This window comes from Cohnella sp. GCM10012308 (assembly GCF_042649185.1).
Taxonomy (GTDB): Bacteria; Bacillota; Bacilli; order Paenibacillales; family Paenibacillaceae; genus Cohnella.
The window spans coordinates 12,644-29,665 of sequence record NZ_JBHRYU010000014.1 but is presented as its reverse complement, the minus strand read 5'-3'; the positions used below and the strand labels follow the sequence as shown (position 1 = coordinate 29,665).

14 protein-coding genes are annotated in these 17,022 nt (G+C 55.9%); 1 reads left to right on the top strand and 13 read right to left on the bottom strand.

Annotation, left to right across the window (positions count from 1 at the left end; translation table 11 throughout):
* Positions 1 to 773: 773 nt before the first annotated feature.
* The 8 genes from spoIIP to ACFOTD_RS16410 all read right to left on the bottom strand — a co-directional run bounded on the left by spoIIP (position 774) and on the right by ACFOTD_RS16410 (position 9,715).
* Positions 774 to 2,012, bottom strand: coding sequence for a stage II sporulation protein P (spoIIP, locus tag ACFOTD_RS16445; protein WP_378120594.1), 1,239 nt, complete (start codon positions 2,010 to 2,012; stop codon positions 774 to 776).
* A 183-nt stretch (positions 2,013 to 2,195) separates the two neighbouring features.
* Positions 2,196 to 5,798 carry an S-layer homology domain-containing protein gene (locus ACFOTD_RS16440; RefSeq protein ID WP_378120592.1) on the bottom strand — a complete coding sequence of 1,201 codons (3,603 nt, stop codon included), beginning with the start codon at positions 5,796 to 5,798 and terminating at the stop codon, positions 2,196 to 2,198.
* Between the two features lie 100 nt (positions 5,799 to 5,898).
* Positions 5,899 to 6,195: a histidine kinase gene (locus ACFOTD_RS16435; RefSeq protein ID WP_378120590.1), complete on the bottom strand. Its 297-nt coding sequence runs from the start codon at positions 6,193 to 6,195 to the stop codon at positions 5,899 to 5,901.
* A complete protein-coding gene (locus tag ACFOTD_RS16430; RefSeq protein WP_378120588.1) occupies positions 6,180 to 6,818 on the bottom strand; it encodes a LytS/YhcK type 5TM receptor domain-containing protein in 639 nt (212 codons plus the stop codon). The genes ACFOTD_RS16435 and ACFOTD_RS16430 overlap by 16 nt, the downstream gene beginning before the upstream one ends.
* A 178-nt stretch (positions 6,819 to 6,996) precedes the next feature.
* Positions 6,997 to 7,608: a hypothetical protein gene (locus tag ACFOTD_RS16425; protein WP_378120586.1), complete on the bottom strand. Its 612-nt coding sequence runs from the start codon at positions 7,606 to 7,608 to the stop codon at positions 6,997 to 6,999.
* Between the two features lie 15 nt (positions 7,609 to 7,623).
* Positions 7,624 to 7,938: a hypothetical protein gene (locus tag ACFOTD_RS16420; protein WP_378120584.1), complete on the bottom strand. Its 315-nt coding sequence runs from the start codon at positions 7,936 to 7,938 to the stop codon at positions 7,624 to 7,626.
* 713 nt (positions 7,939 to 8,651) lie between these two features.
* The gene (locus tag ACFOTD_RS16415) at positions 8,652 to 9,221 is read right to left on the bottom strand and encodes a YdeI/OmpD-associated family protein (protein WP_378120583.1); all 570 of its coding nucleotides are present in this window, start codon (positions 9,219 to 9,221) and stop codon (positions 8,652 to 8,654) included.
* A gap of 26 nt (positions 9,222 to 9,247) precedes the next feature.
* Positions 9,248 to 9,715, bottom strand: coding sequence for a VOC family protein (locus ACFOTD_RS16410; RefSeq protein ID WP_378120581.1), 468 nt, complete (start codon positions 9,713 to 9,715; stop codon positions 9,248 to 9,250).
* Between the two features lie 89 nt (positions 9,716 to 9,804).
* Between ACFOTD_RS16410 and ACFOTD_RS16405 the strand changes: the two genes are divergently transcribed.
* The gene (locus ACFOTD_RS16405) at positions 9,805 to 10,716 is read left to right on the top strand and encodes a helix-turn-helix transcriptional regulator (RefSeq protein WP_378120579.1); all 912 of its coding nucleotides are present in this window, start codon (positions 9,805 to 9,807) and stop codon (positions 10,714 to 10,716) included.
* 43 nt (positions 10,717 to 10,759) lie between these two features.
* Here ACFOTD_RS16405 and ACFOTD_RS16400 read toward each other — a convergent pair whose 3' ends face one another.
* The 5 genes from ACFOTD_RS16400 to ACFOTD_RS16380 form a co-directional block, all read right to left on the bottom strand.
* On the bottom strand, positions 10,760 to 12,043 hold the full coding sequence (locus tag ACFOTD_RS16400) for a carbohydrate-binding domain-containing protein (protein WP_378120577.1): 1,284 nt from the start codon (positions 12,041 to 12,043) through the stop codon (positions 10,760 to 10,762).
* A gap of 185 nt (positions 12,044 to 12,228) precedes the next feature.
* Positions 12,229 to 13,620 carry an FAD-dependent oxidoreductase gene (locus tag ACFOTD_RS16395; RefSeq protein WP_378120575.1) on the bottom strand — a complete coding sequence of 464 codons (1,392 nt, stop codon included), beginning with the start codon at positions 13,618 to 13,620 and terminating at the stop codon, positions 12,229 to 12,231.
* Positions 13,617 to 15,164 carry an extracellular solute-binding protein gene (locus tag ACFOTD_RS16390; protein ID WP_378120573.1) on the bottom strand — a complete coding sequence of 516 codons (1,548 nt, stop codon included), beginning with the start codon at positions 15,162 to 15,164 and terminating at the stop codon, positions 13,617 to 13,619. Before ACFOTD_RS16390 ends, ACFOTD_RS16395 begins: the two co-directional genes overlap by 4 nt.
* 32 nt (positions 15,165 to 15,196) lie before the next feature.
* On the bottom strand, positions 15,197 to 16,057 hold the full coding sequence (locus ACFOTD_RS16385) for a carbohydrate ABC transporter permease (protein ID WP_378120571.1): 861 nt from the start codon (positions 16,055 to 16,057) through the stop codon (positions 15,197 to 15,199).
* Positions 16,051 to 17,013 (bottom strand): ABC transporter permease, encoded by a 963-nt coding sequence (locus tag ACFOTD_RS16380; RefSeq protein WP_378120569.1) that lies wholly within the window; start codon positions 17,011 to 17,013, stop codon positions 16,051 to 16,053. Before ACFOTD_RS16380 ends, ACFOTD_RS16385 begins: the two co-directional genes overlap by 7 nt.
* Positions 17,014 to 17,022 lie beyond the last annotated feature (9 nt).

The window sequence follows — 17,022 nt, the reverse complement described above, 5'->3', positions numbered from 1 at the left end:
TGCGTCCAGTTTACGCCATTTGTCGAAGTCAATATCGTGCCGTACTGCCCCACAGCTACAAACTTATCGCCATATGTAACATCATAGATATAGGCACCTCCCGTACCCGAAACCAACTGACTTGACCAGGTATAGCCATCCGAAGATGTTGCAATCGTCGAAAATTGCCCTGTCGCGACATACTTGCCGCCTCCATAGGCGACGGCCCCCAAAGCATAAGGTGTATTCGATGTCGAAGTCCCAAGCACATTAGCGGAACTAAGCGTCATGATCCTACCGGCGGCCCCCACAATTACATACTTACTGCCGTCGTATACGATGTCGTTTAGGTTATCTGTTGTATTCGTCGTAACGCTGCCGGAGAATTGACCTCCGCTGCCGTCCATTGAATACAGAATGGTTCCATTGCTTCCGACGGCCACGAACCGGTCCGGTCCGCGTGCAACATTTTGAAGCGTAGCGCCCGATGGGGAACCTGGGTTGTTCCATGCGGCAAAAGCCGATGAAGCGTGAATGGCATCGAGTAGAAGAAGCAATATTGCAAAAAAAGAAACATATGGACGGAATCTGTTCAAGATCCTACCTCCTCCATTCATAAAAATGGATGTTTTTGGATTGCACTACGAAGTTTATCAAGCAATCGACCTAGAAATCTGAATGAATTCTTAATGATTTGCCCTAATCGTTATCATTTTGGGAAAATAAAAAAAATGACCTACCCGAGCGGGTAGGTCAAACATCTAAATATGGCAGTCGTATTCGATGCAAATTCATTAACTCAGCTTCGTCGCTCCGACATAAGCGGCAAATATATCGGCGAACGCATCCGCCGTATTCAAAGCTTCCTGCATCGTATTGTTGGCGCCGCCGAATTCGAGCAGCATGCTGTTGGGCGACAGCGATTGGTTGTATTCGCCGTCTCCGTGCGCCTTATCCTTCATCAGCACGCCTCGCGACAAGCCTGGATATTTCTTCTCCAGCCGTTCGCTCAGCGCGTCCGCAAATTGCTTGTTGGCTTTGTAATCCGCATTGCCCATTCCGATAACGAACAGCACCCGGGCATACGTCTTGCCGCCAATTGTCACCGTCGTCTGCTTGCGGGGCACGTCGCCGTCCCGGTGAATATCGAAGAAATAACCAAGCGACGCATTCGACTTCATCGCCGTCTGCACGATCTTGCGGGATTCGGTATACGATTGCGAAAAGCTCAGGTTCTTTTCCGCAAGCCGCTCCGTAATATCGTCTTCCGCCGTGAACGCCGAGACGCCTCGCTTCTGAAGCGCGGTTCCCAGCCGATCGCCTACCAGCGTGATATTGACCTTCGGGTCGTCGATTGATGAGCCTTTGGTCTGTGTCGCCACGTTTTTCCAAGACTCCCGGTTATGCGTATGATAAATATAAACCTGGCGCCCGCTCGCCGACGATGCCGCCTTGACCGCGCCCGTACTATTCGTCGAAACGACCCATGCGGCTACATAGGCCGTTCCCTTGGCACCTCGGGATATGCGGTACCAGTCCCCTTCCTTGGCCAGGATAGGATACGTCTCTCCCGGCTGCGCCTTGCCGACGATCTCGTCCTCGGTGCTCGGACCCTTCCGCAAATTCGTAACGTCCGTGATCTTCACGACCGCAGACTCGCTGCCAGTCTTGACGACCGCCGGGATGACGTTGCCGGTCGTTGACCCGGTCGTCTGTTTGATATATTCAGCGAATACCCAGCCCGTCTGCTTCTCCGACAACTGAATTTTCAGCCACTCGCCCTGCTTGTCCAACACCTCGTAGCTGCCGCTTTTGCCGATCATCTGGATGACCGACGCAGTCAGCTTCGGCGACGTCCGTACGTTCAGACGGTCGACCGTGCTCTGTGCATACGTTTTGCTCGCCTTCACGTCAGCCGTTTTCACCGCGGCGCCGCTCTTCGACTGTGAGGAAGCCGCCTGTGCAATAGACGGTCCGGCCGTACCCAGCAACAGACATGCGCTGATTACCGCGCTTCCGATCGCATAACGCAATAAGTCCGCCCCTTTCATTTCAAAAAAATAGGAAGATGACTCATCCGGCTTCTCGACCAACAAGATTTCGACATGAAGCTTTGATTTCCTGCTTGGATCGGCAATTTATGCTTTTAAAAAAGCACTTTCTTCGCAGAGCCTCTGCGAGGAAAGTGCCTTTCGTATCGTTCGTGCCGGTATTGCCTAGATCAAACCCGATTGCGCCAGCAGCTTCCGAACGAGCGCTGCGACTTCCGCGCGCGTCATCGAGGCTTGCGGCGCAAGCTGCGATGCGCTGCGTCCGGAGACGATCCCTGCCTGCAGGCTCTTCGCGACCCCATCCCTCGCCCATGCCGAGACTTGGCTCGCATCGCCGAACGGGTGCAAGGCGTCTGATGCGCTGCCTTCAGCGGTCAAGCCGGTCAGGCTCATCGCCTTGGCGATGAGCGCCATCGCTTGCTCCCGCGTGATCTTGTCGCTCGGACGGAACGTGCCGTCCTCGAAGCCGTTAATCAGGCCAAGCTGCGCAGCCGTCCCGACGGCGGCGCGGTACCATGCGTTCTGGGCGACATCCGGGAACGAGATGCCCGCGCTCTCAGACTTCAAGCCAAGCCCGCGAACGACGATGGCTGCGAACTCCGCACGCGTGATGTCGCGGTTCGGATGGAAGGCGCCCTGTCCGTCCCCGCTCACGATCAGGCGAGAGCCCATCTCGTTCACCGCGGTATTCGCCCAATGTCCTTCGACATCCGCGAAGCTTACCTTTTTCCCGATCAATGCATACGCGCTGTTCGTCCTGCTTTGAATAACCGCTTGATTTTTGCCTTCAACGACGACGAACTTCGTCGGCACCTGACGTACCGTGCCGTCCGCTTCTACGACGATGGCGGTCGTGATGGCGCTCGGATCGACGCCGTTCGGGATCGCGATGGTGCGTTTGACGTACGTATTGAATTGGCCGACGTTCGCCGCCTTGTCGCCCAGGAGCGCCCGCACCGTAAATTCCACCGGCGGTGCGACAAGCGTAAACCCGCCTTGGGCTGCCGCTTGTTCGGCGGTGCCAGCTACGCCGGACGATGCCGTCGCGATCTCGATCTCCAGCTTCACGTCATCCGCCGACTCGGCGCCCAGCTGTTTGCGCAGCCCGTCGAGATCGATCTGCTGCGCCGGGAGCGAATACGACGCGCCTGGCGTCTCGAGCTTCAGTGTGAGCTGCTTTTCCTCAAGCCCCTTCAACAAGGAACTGCTCAACTGCAGGATGACGACGTCAGCCGGCTCGGCCACCGGCACCGCTACAACGCCCCCTTGCTCGGCTGCGTCCAGCAGCGCCTTGGCGCCGCTCGCGTCGATGGTTAACGTGGTGACCTTCCGTCCGCCGACCATCTTGGTCTTAGCGGTCAAACCGCGAATGACCTTTCCGTTAACGCTCAGCTCGATCTGCGAAGTCCCTTCAGTGACGCTAGGGGGATTGCTCGGACTCTGGGGAGTGTCGTCTCCGCCGATTGCAGCGGCCGCCGGCTTAGCGCTACGCTCGTTCGACAGCTCACTGTCTCCGCCTTCGCTCGTCGCCTTCACGGCATAGTAGTACGTCGTTCCGTTCGCGAGACCCGTATCCGTATAGCCGTACACCGTGCCGCTGACGGATTGGACCGGCTCTCCATATTGGCCCGATACCGTGCTTCGGTATACTTCATATCCCGTTGCATGCTGCACACCCGACCATTCGAGCGCGACGCTCGCATCGCCGGCCGTCGCCGCACGCAGCTCCGGCTTCTGCTCGAGCTTCCATACGGCGTACAGCGTGAGGCCGGATGCGCCGACCTTCACTTGCGCGCCTGGCGCAACATCCGTCCCGATGCCGTTCGCCTCCGTATTCCAGCCTTTGAACAGGTAACCTTCCTTCGTCAGTTCGCCGCTATTGTCGGCTGCAGTAGCCAGGCTTCCCGACGTGTAGCTGTTCGAGTCGACGGGCACGGTACCGGCGGTGCTGCCGTTGCCGTCGTAGGTCACGAGCGATGTCGCCTGGCGCAGCGTCGGATATCCGTCGTTAACATCGGGATCGATCGCCCAGATCTCATCCAGATCCCAGCCAGCCTCCGCATACGTAGCCGCCGACTTCATCTGCTCGGTCGTCAATCCAGATTCGGCGTCTGATATGCCCGCGATGTCCGCGTCGAAAAAGCTTTTTTCGATCGTTCCGCCGGCCATCCCCCCGATTCCCCCGGTGCCCCCGATTGATCCCGTGGTCAGACTGGAAGCCGCGTAACTGTAGCCGATCTCGCTGGTGTTGGTTCCGGCAATGCCGCCGGACCGCCAACCGCTTACTTTGCCGATCGCGTAGCTGTTCATAATGCTTCCCGAATTATTGACGCCTGCCAAGCCGCCCGCCTCGCCGTTTATGCTTATGCTTTCTATGTTTGCCTCTGCATGGCTTCGCCGGAGCTGACCGTCATTATAGCCGATCAACCCGCCGGCACGGTACTCGCTCCGGACATCGCCGGAGAAAGAGCTGCCTTCGATCACAGCATCTTGTTGGTTATTTCCGACCAAACCGCCGACGCTTTCAAAGCCGCGAACGCTGCCGGTCACCGTGCTGTCCGTAATGGTCCCTTCGCTCTCGCCGGCGATGCCGCCGACATAGGTCGAAGACGCCATGCTGACGTCGCTCAGCTTCAGATCGTGAATTCGCGCTTCTCGACCGAGATAGCCGAACAATCCGCCAGTATACTCATTAATGTCAAAGGTCAGATTCGATATCGTGTATCCTGCGCCATCCAGATGTCCCCGGAACGGCAGCGCAGCCGTGCCGATTGGATCCCAGTCGGCTTGACGGGTGAATTCGCCCATATCGACGTCCGCCGCCAGTTTAAAATACACGTTCGGATCATCCAAGTGATCCCTTATCTGATCGAGCTGATCGACCTCCTTGATCAGATAGGGCTGCTGCTCCGTGCCCAGCCCCTGCGTCTTGCCGTGCCGCAGCACCGATATCGCATACGTCTTGGACGTTTGGTCCGCAAGCGCAACGGTGACGGCAATCTCGTTCCAGCCGACATTCAGCGGGATCGCGCGGCTTGGCATGCCGCTGCTTGCAGGCTCACCCATCACCGTCAACGCCGTACCGGGCGTATACGCGGCTGCCGCAACGGACAGGTTGGCCGTGTCATTAGGCGCCTTAGCCACGTAGGAGACCACATCGGGCTGGAATGCCTTGGCCAAAGTCGCGCCGAACAGTTCAAGGCTCGACAGGTCGGCCGGATCGTCAGAATACAGCAGCTTCGGTCCCGACCAGATGCGGTAGATCAGGTCATCGATCGATACGCCCTCTTGAGGCTTGATCAAGAATTCAACCTGACCGTTCGTCGTATAGTTGGAGAACCCGCCGTCGGCATCCGTGCTGCTCGAATCCACTGTGTCCTTAAAGGAGGTTCCCGACGCTTCCATGAACACCTCGGTCTTGCCGGTTACCGGCTGCTCCACGCCGCTGTCGTTCACGCCGTATACGGCAAGCTGGACCGAATAGTAGCCGTCTTCGTCCGCCGCAGCCGGAAGCGGATCCATCCGAACGGAAGTCGCCGCGAAAGCAGGCTTCCGCCCGGCGATTGAGGAGACGTTTACGTCGAAGCCGCTGTAAGAATAATCGCCAACCCAGCTCACGGTACCGTCGGTGACATAAGCGCCGACGATTTGTTTATGGTTCGGGTTTGCGATCGTGATCGTCGACTGCCCCTTTTGCCCCGCCGACGTCGCCGTCGTGCCATCCGCGAAGCGCAGGTATATTTGCTCCTGATCCATCGCACTCGACATGTTAAATTTCACGGAGCTAGATTGCGTTACGCACCCGCTCAAGAGCAAGCCAACCAAAATCACATTCACAAAAATAAAGCCGATTCTTTTCCTTTTACCGTTAAAACGCATGCTGCCACCTCGTTGAATTTTTTCCTTTTTGTCGAATATAAGCGGAAATTGCGAAAATAGACATCCAAATATCGTAATCAACCTGCAGCTTGGGCCCGAATCTTGCCTGCTCGATATTCAAGTAAGCCTGCACAAGCTCCAGCTCATGCTCAATCGTCGTCCGCCCGACGTCCAGCTTGAAGTCGAAGCTTCGCCTCAAATATTGCGACAGATCGATGGTCAGCGCCTCGGCCTTGCGCGGCTCGTCGACGCATAGCTCCGCGATCGCGTTTAACGCATTATGCAAAAAATGCGGGCGGATCTGCGCCCGGAAAAAGCGATCTCCGCATCCTTCGCACGCGCCTGCAATCGTCGATTCCGCTCGATCATTCCGAGGACCGTCTCGCTAAGCGCGACGGAAAATGCGGCGTTGACGATGATCGTGACGAGATAGACGATGTGCGCCCGTAGCACCTCGGCCGTTACGCCTCTGAGAGCTAACGAAGTCACGCTGCCAGTAACGCCGTAAAACAACGAGAGCCGGATGGCGATGCGAACCTTTCGCCACTTCTCCGCAGCCGCGAATAATCTCTGAAAATACAATCCCCCCGGCATGCTGACCAGCAGCGTGATCGCCGTCGTATAAATGCCTGAGTCAAAACCGAGCAACAGCCTGTACAGAACGATTAAAGCCGCGAGCGCGATCCCCATCCGCCGTCCCCCGTACAGCGTACCAAGCAGCAGCGGCACGATTCTAAGATCTACATGCGCACTTTGCGTAATATGAATGGGGAACATCATCGTCAGCACGATCGCCGTACCGAACCAGACACCGAGCACGATCTTCGCCCGTCTTACCGCTGCCAGCCGTTGCGCGAAAAAGATCTCGTACGTAAAAACGACAATGACGATCAGCGCGAGCTGCAGCAAAAAATCCTGGATGATCCCAAATATGACGCTCCGCTCCTTCTCCGCGCCGCTAACCGTTCGCCAGTACCCGCTCGCTTTGTTTCTACATTATATAACAAAAAAGAGGGGGGCTCGTCCCCTCCTAAAAGATAATGATATTTTTATATACCAGTCGCAAACCGGGAGAAACGGCAGCCTTTCAGTCATCGTTTTGATTATATTCCGTTACTTTACCTACTGTTATGTCTTTCGAAAGAACGTCTATGTATGCAAAGTACCTTCCTGCGTTGCTGGAAACAACGATACTCCATGAATCACGCTTTGAAATTGAAGCATTATTCGTATCGACATGAATAGAATCAATTCTGGAAATATGATATTTTTTCGTTATCTCTTCCTTGGCTAATAGTATAGCTTCTTGGCTATCTACCTTCCAATTTTCGATATGGATCATGCCAGGATCAATCTTGCTTCCTTTACCTAACTCGGACAGTTGAACCACTTTCATGCCGATTGTATCTATCGCGATTTCGACGACGCTGGGAGCCCCATTCATGCTGTCTGCAAATTCCGCGTACACCATGCCTTTTAGATCATCATCAAGCTCCATTCGAATTTTTCCGAGATGAAACTTGCGGTTATTCCAGTACTTTTCAACATAAGACGCGGAAAATTCAGATAAAGCTATGCCCGAGTATGGATTCATATCGTCAGGCAAGGACTCGTCATAGACGGCTCCTCTCTTTTGACAAGAGACCAACAAAATAACGATAGCTAGAAAATACATCGCAAATATTTTCTTTTTAATCATACGCCCTCCCTCATTCTACTTCTCTATATACAAATGCTCCATAATTTCGCCTCTCCCAACCTTACGACTTCCGACCTGAAAAACAATAGGATTTCCGTCTTTTACAAGATGACCTATGGCGTGAAATGCCTCTTCATTAATCGTGAACATTTCAATAATGACTTCATACCACTCGTTTAATAATAGAAAATCGCCAACGTCTCCAGTCGGCTTAATGTCTCCGGAGAAGCTTAAGCCATTGCCAAAATTAACGCCGGGTCTCAATATTATTTTTGTACTGAGATTATTGCTGAGGCCCTCGAACATAACCTTTGCTTTAAGCAGGAGCATAAGACCGGCCCCCTCTCTGTAAGTAAAAAAACACTCCTTTTACTGCATAGTTATTCCATGCTCGTCACCGAAACTCCTGTGAGCAGGAAGACCGGGCAGCCGCCTAAATTGCAACTGGGAGCCGGGCATAGACCATCTACTGCACTACGACAGTCGTTTGCGCATTTGCGGGCCGGGCAGCGACCATCTACTGCACTACGACAGTCGTTTGCGCATTTGCGGGTCGGGCAGCGACCATCTACTGCACTACGACAGTCGTTTGCGCGATTGCGGGTCGGGCAGCGACCATCTACTGCACTACGACAGTCGTTTGCGCATTTGCGGGCCGGGCAGCGACCATCTACTGCACTACGACAGTCGTTTGCGCGATTGCGGGTCGGGCAGCGACCATCTACTGCACTACGACAGTCGTTTGCGCATTTGCGGGCCAGGCAGCGACCATCTACTGCACTACGACAGTCGTTTGCGCGATTGCGGGTCGGGCAGCGACCATCTACTGCACTACGACAGTCGTTCATATAACCGGTAGTCGGCATCGTCCATGGTGCGGCTCTCGGACATCGAAAAGAGGCAATCTCTCAGGTTGCATGACGACCTTTGGTATTGCCCCTAACGCCGCTATCCGAAAATGCAAGAGGCTGTCTCTCAGGCCGCTATAGCGACCTTGAGGACAGCTTGGGTAAGAGAATGCTTTCAGTTATACTCGCTTGCTTCTAGTCCGCCAACAACCGTCCGTCATCATGCCACTGGCCATACATCTTATTTTGCCTGGTGAATTGTATAAACTTGTCCAATCGCTTGTCGAACAATTCGATATCGTGCTTATAGCTTTGGATCGTGTCGATCCGTACGGTACGGTACAAAGCCGGGAATTTGGCGAAATTCTCATACGCCGCCGCATCCGCTTGCAGCCTTTGCTCGATGACCGGATCGACCCTGAACGCGTCCGGACGCATATCCGGGAGGACGCGCCTGCCTTCCTCCGTCATCATCCCCAGCCTCTCGAGGCGGCGGACCCGCGCTTTATTCAGTTCGGTCCATGCGCTTTTTTTGCTCCTGGGAGACAGTCTTTGCGCAACCTCCGTCTCCGAGATTTTCTTTTTCGTACTATCGATCCACCCAAAGCATAAGGCTTGTTCGACGGCGTCCAAATAGAGCAGCGTATCCGAAGCAGGCTTCATGCCGACGACTACCCAGCATTCTTTTTCGGTCCCGCCATGGTCGCGGAGCCAAGACCTTAACGCTTCTACGGTGTTTACAGCCAGCAGATTTTTAATCTCCATAAAGTAGGCTGCCCAGCTCCTTTTTTTTACGGTTGCTTCATCGCGAGCACGCGATCCAGGAACTTGTCCGCGTCGCTATTGAACTTCCAGACGATGCCGAACGGATCGACCAGCATCCCGAAGCAGGAAGACCATGGCGTATCGGAAAGCGGCATGATCACATGGCCGCCCGCCGATAGACGCTCGAAGTAACGTTCTAACGTCTGTTTGCTTTCGTTTGTGATGCTGATGAGCACATTGTTGCCTTTGACCGGCTGGCCCGATCCCTGCTTCATCGCGGACAGGAGATCCGATATCATGATCTTCCCGCCGGCAAACGCGATCGACGACTCCATGATCATGTTTAATTCGTTTTCCGGCAAAGGGAAGCTGGGGTCCTGCGGAAGATCGCCGAACTTCACTTGCTTGACCTCTTCCGCCTCGAACGCTTTCGCATAAAAATCGATCGCCTCCGCCGCATTTCCGTCGAAATTCAAGTACGCCATTACCGCCATGATTAAACCTCCTCTTTGTTATAGGTGCAGCATACGCTATGATAGGTGACAGCATATTGTCATCATTTCATCTGAACGGGAGAAAATAGATGGAGAAAATCGAGCGGTTAATCGCGATCGTGATGATTTTGCTGCAAAAGGAAGTCGTCTCTACGACGGAATTTTCACGGCTGTTCAACGTCTCTAAACGAACCATTCTCCGCGATATGGAGACGCTCGGCTTGTCGAACATACCGGTCTATTCGATTCATGGGGCGAATGGCGGTTACGGCATCATGGACGAATATAAAATCGATAAGCGCCTGTTGAACAGCGGCGACCTGGAAAACATTTTGGCTGCTCTCGGCGGACTGGAACAGATCTATCTGAGCCGGGAAGTCGCAGTCACGATTAAAAAGATCGAAGCCATGCTGCACGCCGCCCCTCCAAAAAGCGCGATACAGCTCTCCTTCTACAATTGGAGCGGCCGCGGCGAGATGGCCGAGATCTTGAAGTTATGTCAAGAGGCGATCTCGCTTAACAGACTGCTGACCTTCGACTACATCGATAAAAACGGCATGCCGACCAGACGAACGGTCGAGCCGTACCAGCTTCATTTTAACGAGATGAGCTGGTATCTGATCGGTTACTGCTTGACGCGTATGGAATACCGAACGTTCAAGCTGTCCAGAACCGACAACCTGACGCTGGGCAAGCAGACCTTTGTTCCAAGAGATCGCGAAGCGGACCGGACGTTCGGAGCAGGATATTCGCCTGCGCTCGTTCAGATTAAGGCGCTGATCTCGCCTGCGATCAAGGATCAGTTCGTCGAAAGGTACGGCCGCAGCAGCATGGTCCCCCACAGCGACGATTGGCTGTCGGCAACGATTCATATCCCGCAAAATCCAATCGCCTTCCGGCATTTGGCGAGCTTCGGAACGGAGCTTAAGATTGTGGAGCCTCCATCTTATGTGGAGGAATTCGGTCGGTATATAGCGGGCATTCTCAAAAATTACAGCTAAAAAAGAGAGGCTGCTCGCCTCTCTTGATTCGGTGATTTACAGCTTACCGGCGCATGCCGCCTCTGCCGCCTCCGCCACCGCCGCCACCCATGCGCGACTCGGTAATTTCCGTGATTTTCTCGCCGTTAACCGTGACATCTCCGCCGTTCAATTGCGCCGTGCCGTCCGCGTCGAACGAGGAAGTCGGCGCCGTCACCTTGATGGTGCCGCCATTTACGTACAGATCGCCGTTAGAGTCGAAGGCGTCCGTGTCGCCGCTGCCTACCGTCACGTCCAGCGTGCCGCCGTTGACGACGATCGCCACGTCGCCCTCGGCCTTCTGCGCGGCATTGATGCCGTCGTCGTTCGCATACAACGTAATCTGTCCGTCGTTGATCAAAATATAGTTCGCTTCGATGCCTTCTTCGCTTTTCGTAATATTGATCGTGCCGCCGTCGATTTGCACCAGGCTGGTGCCTTGGATGCCGTCGTCGGCTGCGGCGATGTTCAGCGTGCCGCCTTTCATATAGATATATCCGAGCGTCGCATCCTCGTCATTTTCGCTGTGCAGGCCATCCTTGCCCGAATCGATCGTGATCGACCCGTCGCTAATCAAGATAGAGTCGTTGGCTTCCAGCGAATCCGCAGCCGATTGAATGCTGTAGACGCCGCCCGTGATCTTGAGATCGTCCTTCGACGAGATGCCGTTTCCTTCCTTCGATACGATGTCCAGGGTTCCGGTGCCGTTCAGCGTCAGGTCGGATCGGGAGAAAATGACCGCATCCAGGTTGGTTTCTCCATCCGCCGCATAAGTGCCGGTAACTTCCATATGATTCGTGCCGTCGGCGGAGGTCACGAATACTTTATCCGCTGCCTTCACATAGATGGCAGGCGCGTCTTCATTGGTGATGCTGACGCCGTCCAGCACGAGCTGTACCTTGGCATCGTCTGGCGCTTCGACGATCACCGTCGCATCCGTCGCCTCGCCGCTCAGGACGTAGACGCCCTCGGCATCGATCGTTACGTCTTTCCCGCTTTCCAATGTAACTTGCGTGGCACCCGTCAGATCCGCTGTCTGCTCCAGATCCCGGTCGCTGAACAGGGTCGACGTGTCCAGCTTGGTCGTTGCGGCTGCCGACGTTCCGCCGGATGATGCTGCGGTGCCAGTCGTGGACGTTGTTGCGGACGGATCGCTCGCCGATTGCGTACTTGCGGTCGAAGCGGCCGCGGTCTGGGCGGCTGCTGCATTCCCGCTGCCGCTTTGCGCCTGGGAGCATCCTGCGATCGTCGCGCTCAGCAATACGGCCATCGTCACGGCGCTTAGGGTCTTCACTTTTTTGGATTTCATTTATCAACACTCCTCGAACGCCCGATAGCGGGCATTTTGTGATTAGACAGCGTTTAGTGCTTCATGTCTTATTCACATCATGCGGGCTGCGGCTTAAATCAACCTTAAACGTCGGAGCAGAACTTCCACATTGCAAAATCCCCTCGGACGACTCGTCCGAGGGGGCGGCAAAGCATCTGTAATTGTTAGATCATAATCGAGCCGCCAGCCTTCATCTCCTTGCGAAGATCGTCCGCGTCGACCTGGCCGAGCGCTGTCGATCGATGCAGCGCCAGGTACGACGCGACGCCTGCCGCCTCGCCGGTCTGATTCATGTTCACCATCACGCGGATGCCCCCGAATGCCTCTTCATCCGCGTCGATCATCCGTCCGGCCGCGATGACGTTTCCGAAGGGGCCTTGCGGGACCAATGAGCGGTAAGGGATCTGGTAGAAGGTCGGATCGGCAGCCAGCGCATCGCGCCATCTCCCAACCTCGTTCGGGTATCCCGGACGGACGTAGACTTGTTCGCCGTTCAAATATTTGAACGTCAGGCCCGGTTTGTCCTGGTGATGGATGTCCACCCGGTAGCTTCCGTAGGCAATCGCGTCGTCGAACGGCTTGCCGTATAAAATATCGTCGCCCCTTAGTCGGTAAAGGCAATCGACGTGCCGCGTCTCCCTGGTGCCGATGTAAGAAGGGAGCGATACCAATGCAAGGCGGTTGTCCGGACCGTACTTGCGAATCAGGTCCATGACGGCGCGCACTTGCCTGCGCCCTTCGATCTCGCTATGCGTCAGGTCGTCGCCGTCCGCGCTGTTCGCGTGATAAATCCGCGTGCCCGCATACATGTAGACATCCCGGGTTCCCGGCACATACCTTCCCCAACCGAAGCCTTCGGGAAGCTCGAATTCCTCGCGATGGGAGACCCGCGCCTGCTGCAGATCGAGACCGATCAGGCGGTCGCTGCCCGTCACGTCGTCGTGCGCGTCGCCGCTCGAGCCCCATCCCGCGATCTTGGCGCAAGTCGTCGACGGCTGGAAATGGGAGGCCATGCGATACGCCAGCGACAGCCGCGCGCACAGATCGCCGTCGCCGGTCGCGTCGATAAACACTTTGGCCCGGATGGCGCCCCTGCCCGACTTATTTTCCACGACGATGGCGTTCAGCTCGCCTTGTTCCATATGGGGGGCGACGAACATCGTATGCAAATAGGCTTTGACTCCGCTCTCGACGACCATGCGGTCCAGCTCGATCTTCAGCTCTTCGGTGTTGAGCACGTATCCGACCGAATGGCTCTTCTGCTCCTCCGAGACAGCATTTACGCGCTTCAGCCTCTCAATCGTCTCCCAGGTCAGCCCTGCAATGATTTGCTTGGAAAACTCGGTGTCGTACAGCGTATGCCAGATGTTGACCAGGCCCGAAGTCGCGACGCCGCCGAACGCGTTCTGCTTCTCGACGATGACGACTCTGGCGCCTAATCTTGAAGCGCGCACCGCGGCGAAGACGCCGGTGCAGCTGCCTCCCAGCACGCAAATATCCGCTTCGTAAAATACGGGAATCTCCCTGGCCGGCTCTACGATCATGCGATTCGTCATTTCAAGTACCCGAGCGACTTCAGCGTGCCGGCCGCCGCTTGCAGATAGGTATCGAGCCCGTATTGGGTTTGCAGGGACTTCGTATAATCTTCGAATTGCTCCATCGGCCTATTGCCGAACACGAACTTCGTCAACTCTTCGATCTCGAACCTTGTCTTGTCCGCCAGCGGGAAGTCCGCGGGGAGCGGGATCATTTCATTGTACGTCTCGATGCGCGGTTCATTGGCCGCAAAATCGATCAATGCCCGCTGCTTCGGAAATTTGGTCGTCAGGTAGTTCCGTTCGTCCCGTCCTGTCAGCTGGTGATTAAAGGCATAACCCGTCTCGGAGATGCGGTCGGTCGGGACGACCTTGTCGCCGTCGAAGTTGAAATGCACGCCTTCCAGGCCGTACATGACCAGGAAAGATCCCGGGCCTGCCGTGATATAGTCGATATAAGCCAGCGCCTTGTCCAGCTTCGCCGGATCGTCGGCCAGCTGCTTGGGAAACGCATACCGCCCGCCGGTGCTGCCGACATCGAAGCTGCCCTGGTAGGTGCCTCCCGGACCGGTCAGCGCAGGGAGCTGCACCCATTCCGCGTTCGGGTTGATTGCCTTGTATTGCTTCACGAATTCGTCCTTGGACATCTCGGCCCAGTTCAGGTACACGATGCCCGCTTGGCCCTGGAACACCTTCTCCTGGCTCCTCGTCATCGCGTTGCTCATGAACTCGGGATCCACGTAGCCCTTCTCGACCAACCCGCGAATGTATGCGACCGCATCCTTCATCTCCGGCTGCAGCGTCGAATAAACGACTTGATTGTCTTTGATCATGAATTGGCCCGGCGTGGCGACGCCGAAGGCGGAGAAGATCGGATCGAACGTGGACGGCGCGTTCACCGCATCAGGACTGCCGATGCCGCTGCCCGTCAGGCCGTAGGTGTCTCTCTTGCCGTTCCCGTCCGGATCCTGCTCCGTGAACGCTTTGACGACATTCGCGAAATCGTCGACCGTCCGCGGCACCTCAAGCTTCAGCTTATCCAGCCAATCCTTTCGGATCCAGTACGTGGCCATCGGCAGATAAGCACGCTTCGGGATGCCGTAGAGCTTGCCGTCGACCTTGGTCTTGTTCAAGTCGTTCTCTCCGAGCATTTTCTTCACGTTCGGCATCCGCTCTAGGTAAGGGTCCAGATCCAGCAGGATACCCTGCTTCACGAAGTTTTGCATCTGCGCCTTCGATACGGAGAAGATGTCCGGCGCGCTGCCGCCCGCGATTTTCACGTTCAACTGCTGATCGTACTCGTTAGGCGCCGCGACGTTAAACGATAGATCCATGTTCAAATTCTCGTTCAGCTTCTGAAGAATGAAGTCCTCCTGCGGCGCCGGCAGGTTCGTGCCGCTGACGAACAAATTCAGCTTGACGGGCGTCCCGCTTTTTTGGCCGCCGTCCCGGCCGGCGCCGCCGCTTGCTTTTCCTTCGTTATCGGCCGACGAACATCCGGTCAGCGCCGCGCCCAGCAGAAGGAAGATGCTCAGACCCAGGCCCCATTTCGTGTGCAGTCCCATACGATTTCCCCTTTTCGTAGTGATGATCTATGTCAACCCTTGACCGAGCCCAGAAGCATCCCTTGCGTAAAATACTTCTGGAGGAACGGGTAAACAACGAGGATCGGAAGCGCCGAGAGCACGACCGCCGACATCTGGAGCGACTGCGACGGGAGAACGTCCTCCGCATCCATCGGCGGCGCAAGCGCGCTGGCCAGGATAGATCGCAGTATCACTTGCAGCGGCTTCAGGTCGTTGTCGTTGATATACATGACCGCCTGGAAAAATTCGTTCCAATGCCCCACCGCATAGAACAAGCCGACGGTGGCAAGGACCGGCATCGACAGCGGCAGCACGATGCCGGTGAGGATCCGCACCTCGCCGGCGCCGTCGATCCGGGCCGCTTCACTGAGCTCCGCCGGGAGATTTTCAAAGAACGTCTTTACGATCAGCAGATTAAAGGTCCAGATGACGCTGGGAATGATAAGCGCCCACAGCGAGTTGATCATGCCCGTCGCCTTGACGACCAGGTAGGTGGGCACGACGCCGCCATTGAATAAGAGCGTCAGCGTCACGAAGAACAGCAGCGGCTTGCGGCCGGGCAAATATTTTTTGCTGAGCGGGTAAGCCATTAAAGACGTGAATACGAGATTGAGAAATGTTCCGACTACGGTAATGTAGACCGTAACCCCGTAAGCCCGCGGGATAAGCGAATCGTTCAGGAAGGCGGTGTAAGCGTCGAAGGTCAGCTTCTTCGGCACGATGATGAACCCGCCGTTCCGGAGCACCTCGCTGTAGGGCGTGAGCGAGACGGACACCACGTACAGCAGCGGGAAGACGATCGCCAGGGCGAACAGACTTAACACGACGATCACTGTCCAATCGAAAACGCGATCCTTGATGCCCGTTACCATATCTGTTCCCCCCATCTCTTGGCGACCTGGTTCGCCGATACGACCAGCACGAACCCGACCAGCGATTTGAACAGCCCGACGGCAGCCGCGATGCTGAAGTTCAATTGCTCGAGTCCCGTGCGGAACACCCAAGTATCGATGATGTCCGCGACCGGATACACTTGGATGCTGTACATGATGTAGATCTGGTCGAAGCCGGCGTCCAGCATCTGCCCGAGCTTCAGGATGAACAACAGGACGATTACGCTTCGTATCCCCGGCAGCGTGACGTGCCAGATGCCCCTCAGCCTTCCCGCTCCGTCCACCCGTGCGGCCTCGTACTGCGACGGATCGATGCCCGCGATCGCGGCCAGATAGATGATGGCGCTCCAACCGGTGTCCTTCCAGATCTCGGAGCCGACGAGGATGCTGCGGAACCACTGCGTGGAGGACAAGAAGTTGATGGCTTGCCCGCCCTGCTCTTTGATCATGTGATTCACCAGTCCGTTGGTCTCCGACAAGAAGGCGACGCAGATGCCGTAGATAATGACCCAGGACAAGAAGTGGGGCAGGTAAGTCACCGTCTGAACGAAGCGCTGGAACGCCTTGTTCTTGATCTCGTTCAGAAGCACCGCGAGCGCGATGCCGGGAATCATGCCGAAGAGGAGCTTGTACAAGCTGATCAGCAGCGTGTTGGTCAGCAATTGCCAGAAGTACGGCGACTCGTAAAAGGCTTGGAAATGCTTGTACCAGGGATCGGCCCACGGGCTCTTGGCGATGCCGTCCATGATGTTGAAATCTTTGAAAGCGATGATCGCGCCGAGCATCGGCGTATACCTGTACGTCAGGTAGTAGAGCAACCCCGGCAGCAAGAACAAGTATAAGATTTTGTGCTTCCACACCGCTTTGCCGAATCGGGCCATCGGAAGGCCCGGCGCGCGGGCGGCGCGGGGAACGGCTTTGACGACAGTGTTCATGGTGTCACT

Coding starts and splice junctions, on each gene's coding strand:
- ACFOTD_RS16390 (WP_378120573.1), bottom strand. CDS start 15,164: ATGGGACTGCACACGAAATGGGGCCTGGGTCTGAGCATCTTCCTTCTG.
- ACFOTD_RS16425 (WP_378120586.1), bottom strand. CDS start 7,608: ATGATTAAAAAGAAAATATTTGCGATGTATTTTCTAGCTATCGTTATT.
- ACFOTD_RS16380 (WP_378120569.1), bottom strand. CDS start 17,013: ATGAACACTGTCGTCAAAGCCGTTCCCCGCGCCGCCCGCGCGCCGGGC.
- ACFOTD_RS16385 (WP_378120571.1), bottom strand. CDS start 16,057: ATGGTAACGGGCATCAAGGATCGCGTTTTCGATTGGACAGTGATCGTC.
- ACFOTD_RS16440 (WP_378120592.1), bottom strand. CDS start 5,798: ATGTCGAGTGCGATGGATCAGGAGCAAATATACCTGCGCTTCGCGGAT.
- ACFOTD_RS16405 (WP_378120579.1), top strand. CDS start 9,805: ATGGAGAAAATCGAGCGGTTAATCGCGATCGTGATGATTTTGCTGCAA.
- ACFOTD_RS16410 (WP_378120581.1), bottom strand. CDS start 9,715: ATGGCGGTAATGGCGTACTTGAATTTCGACGGAAATGCGGCGGAGGCG.
- ACFOTD_RS16400 (WP_378120577.1), bottom strand. CDS start 12,043: ATGAAATCCAAAAAAGTGAAGACCCTAAGCGCCGTGACGATGGCCGTA.
- ACFOTD_RS16395 (WP_378120575.1), bottom strand. CDS start 13,620: ATGACGAATCGCATGATCGTAGAGCCGGCCAGGGAGATTCCCGTATTT.
- ACFOTD_RS16420 (WP_378120584.1), bottom strand. CDS start 7,938: ATGCTCCTGCTTAAAGCAAAGGTTATGTTCGAGGGCCTCAGCAATAAT.
- ACFOTD_RS16415 (WP_378120583.1), bottom strand. CDS start 9,221: ATGGAGATTAAAAATCTGCTGGCTGTAAACACCGTAGAAGCGTTAAGG.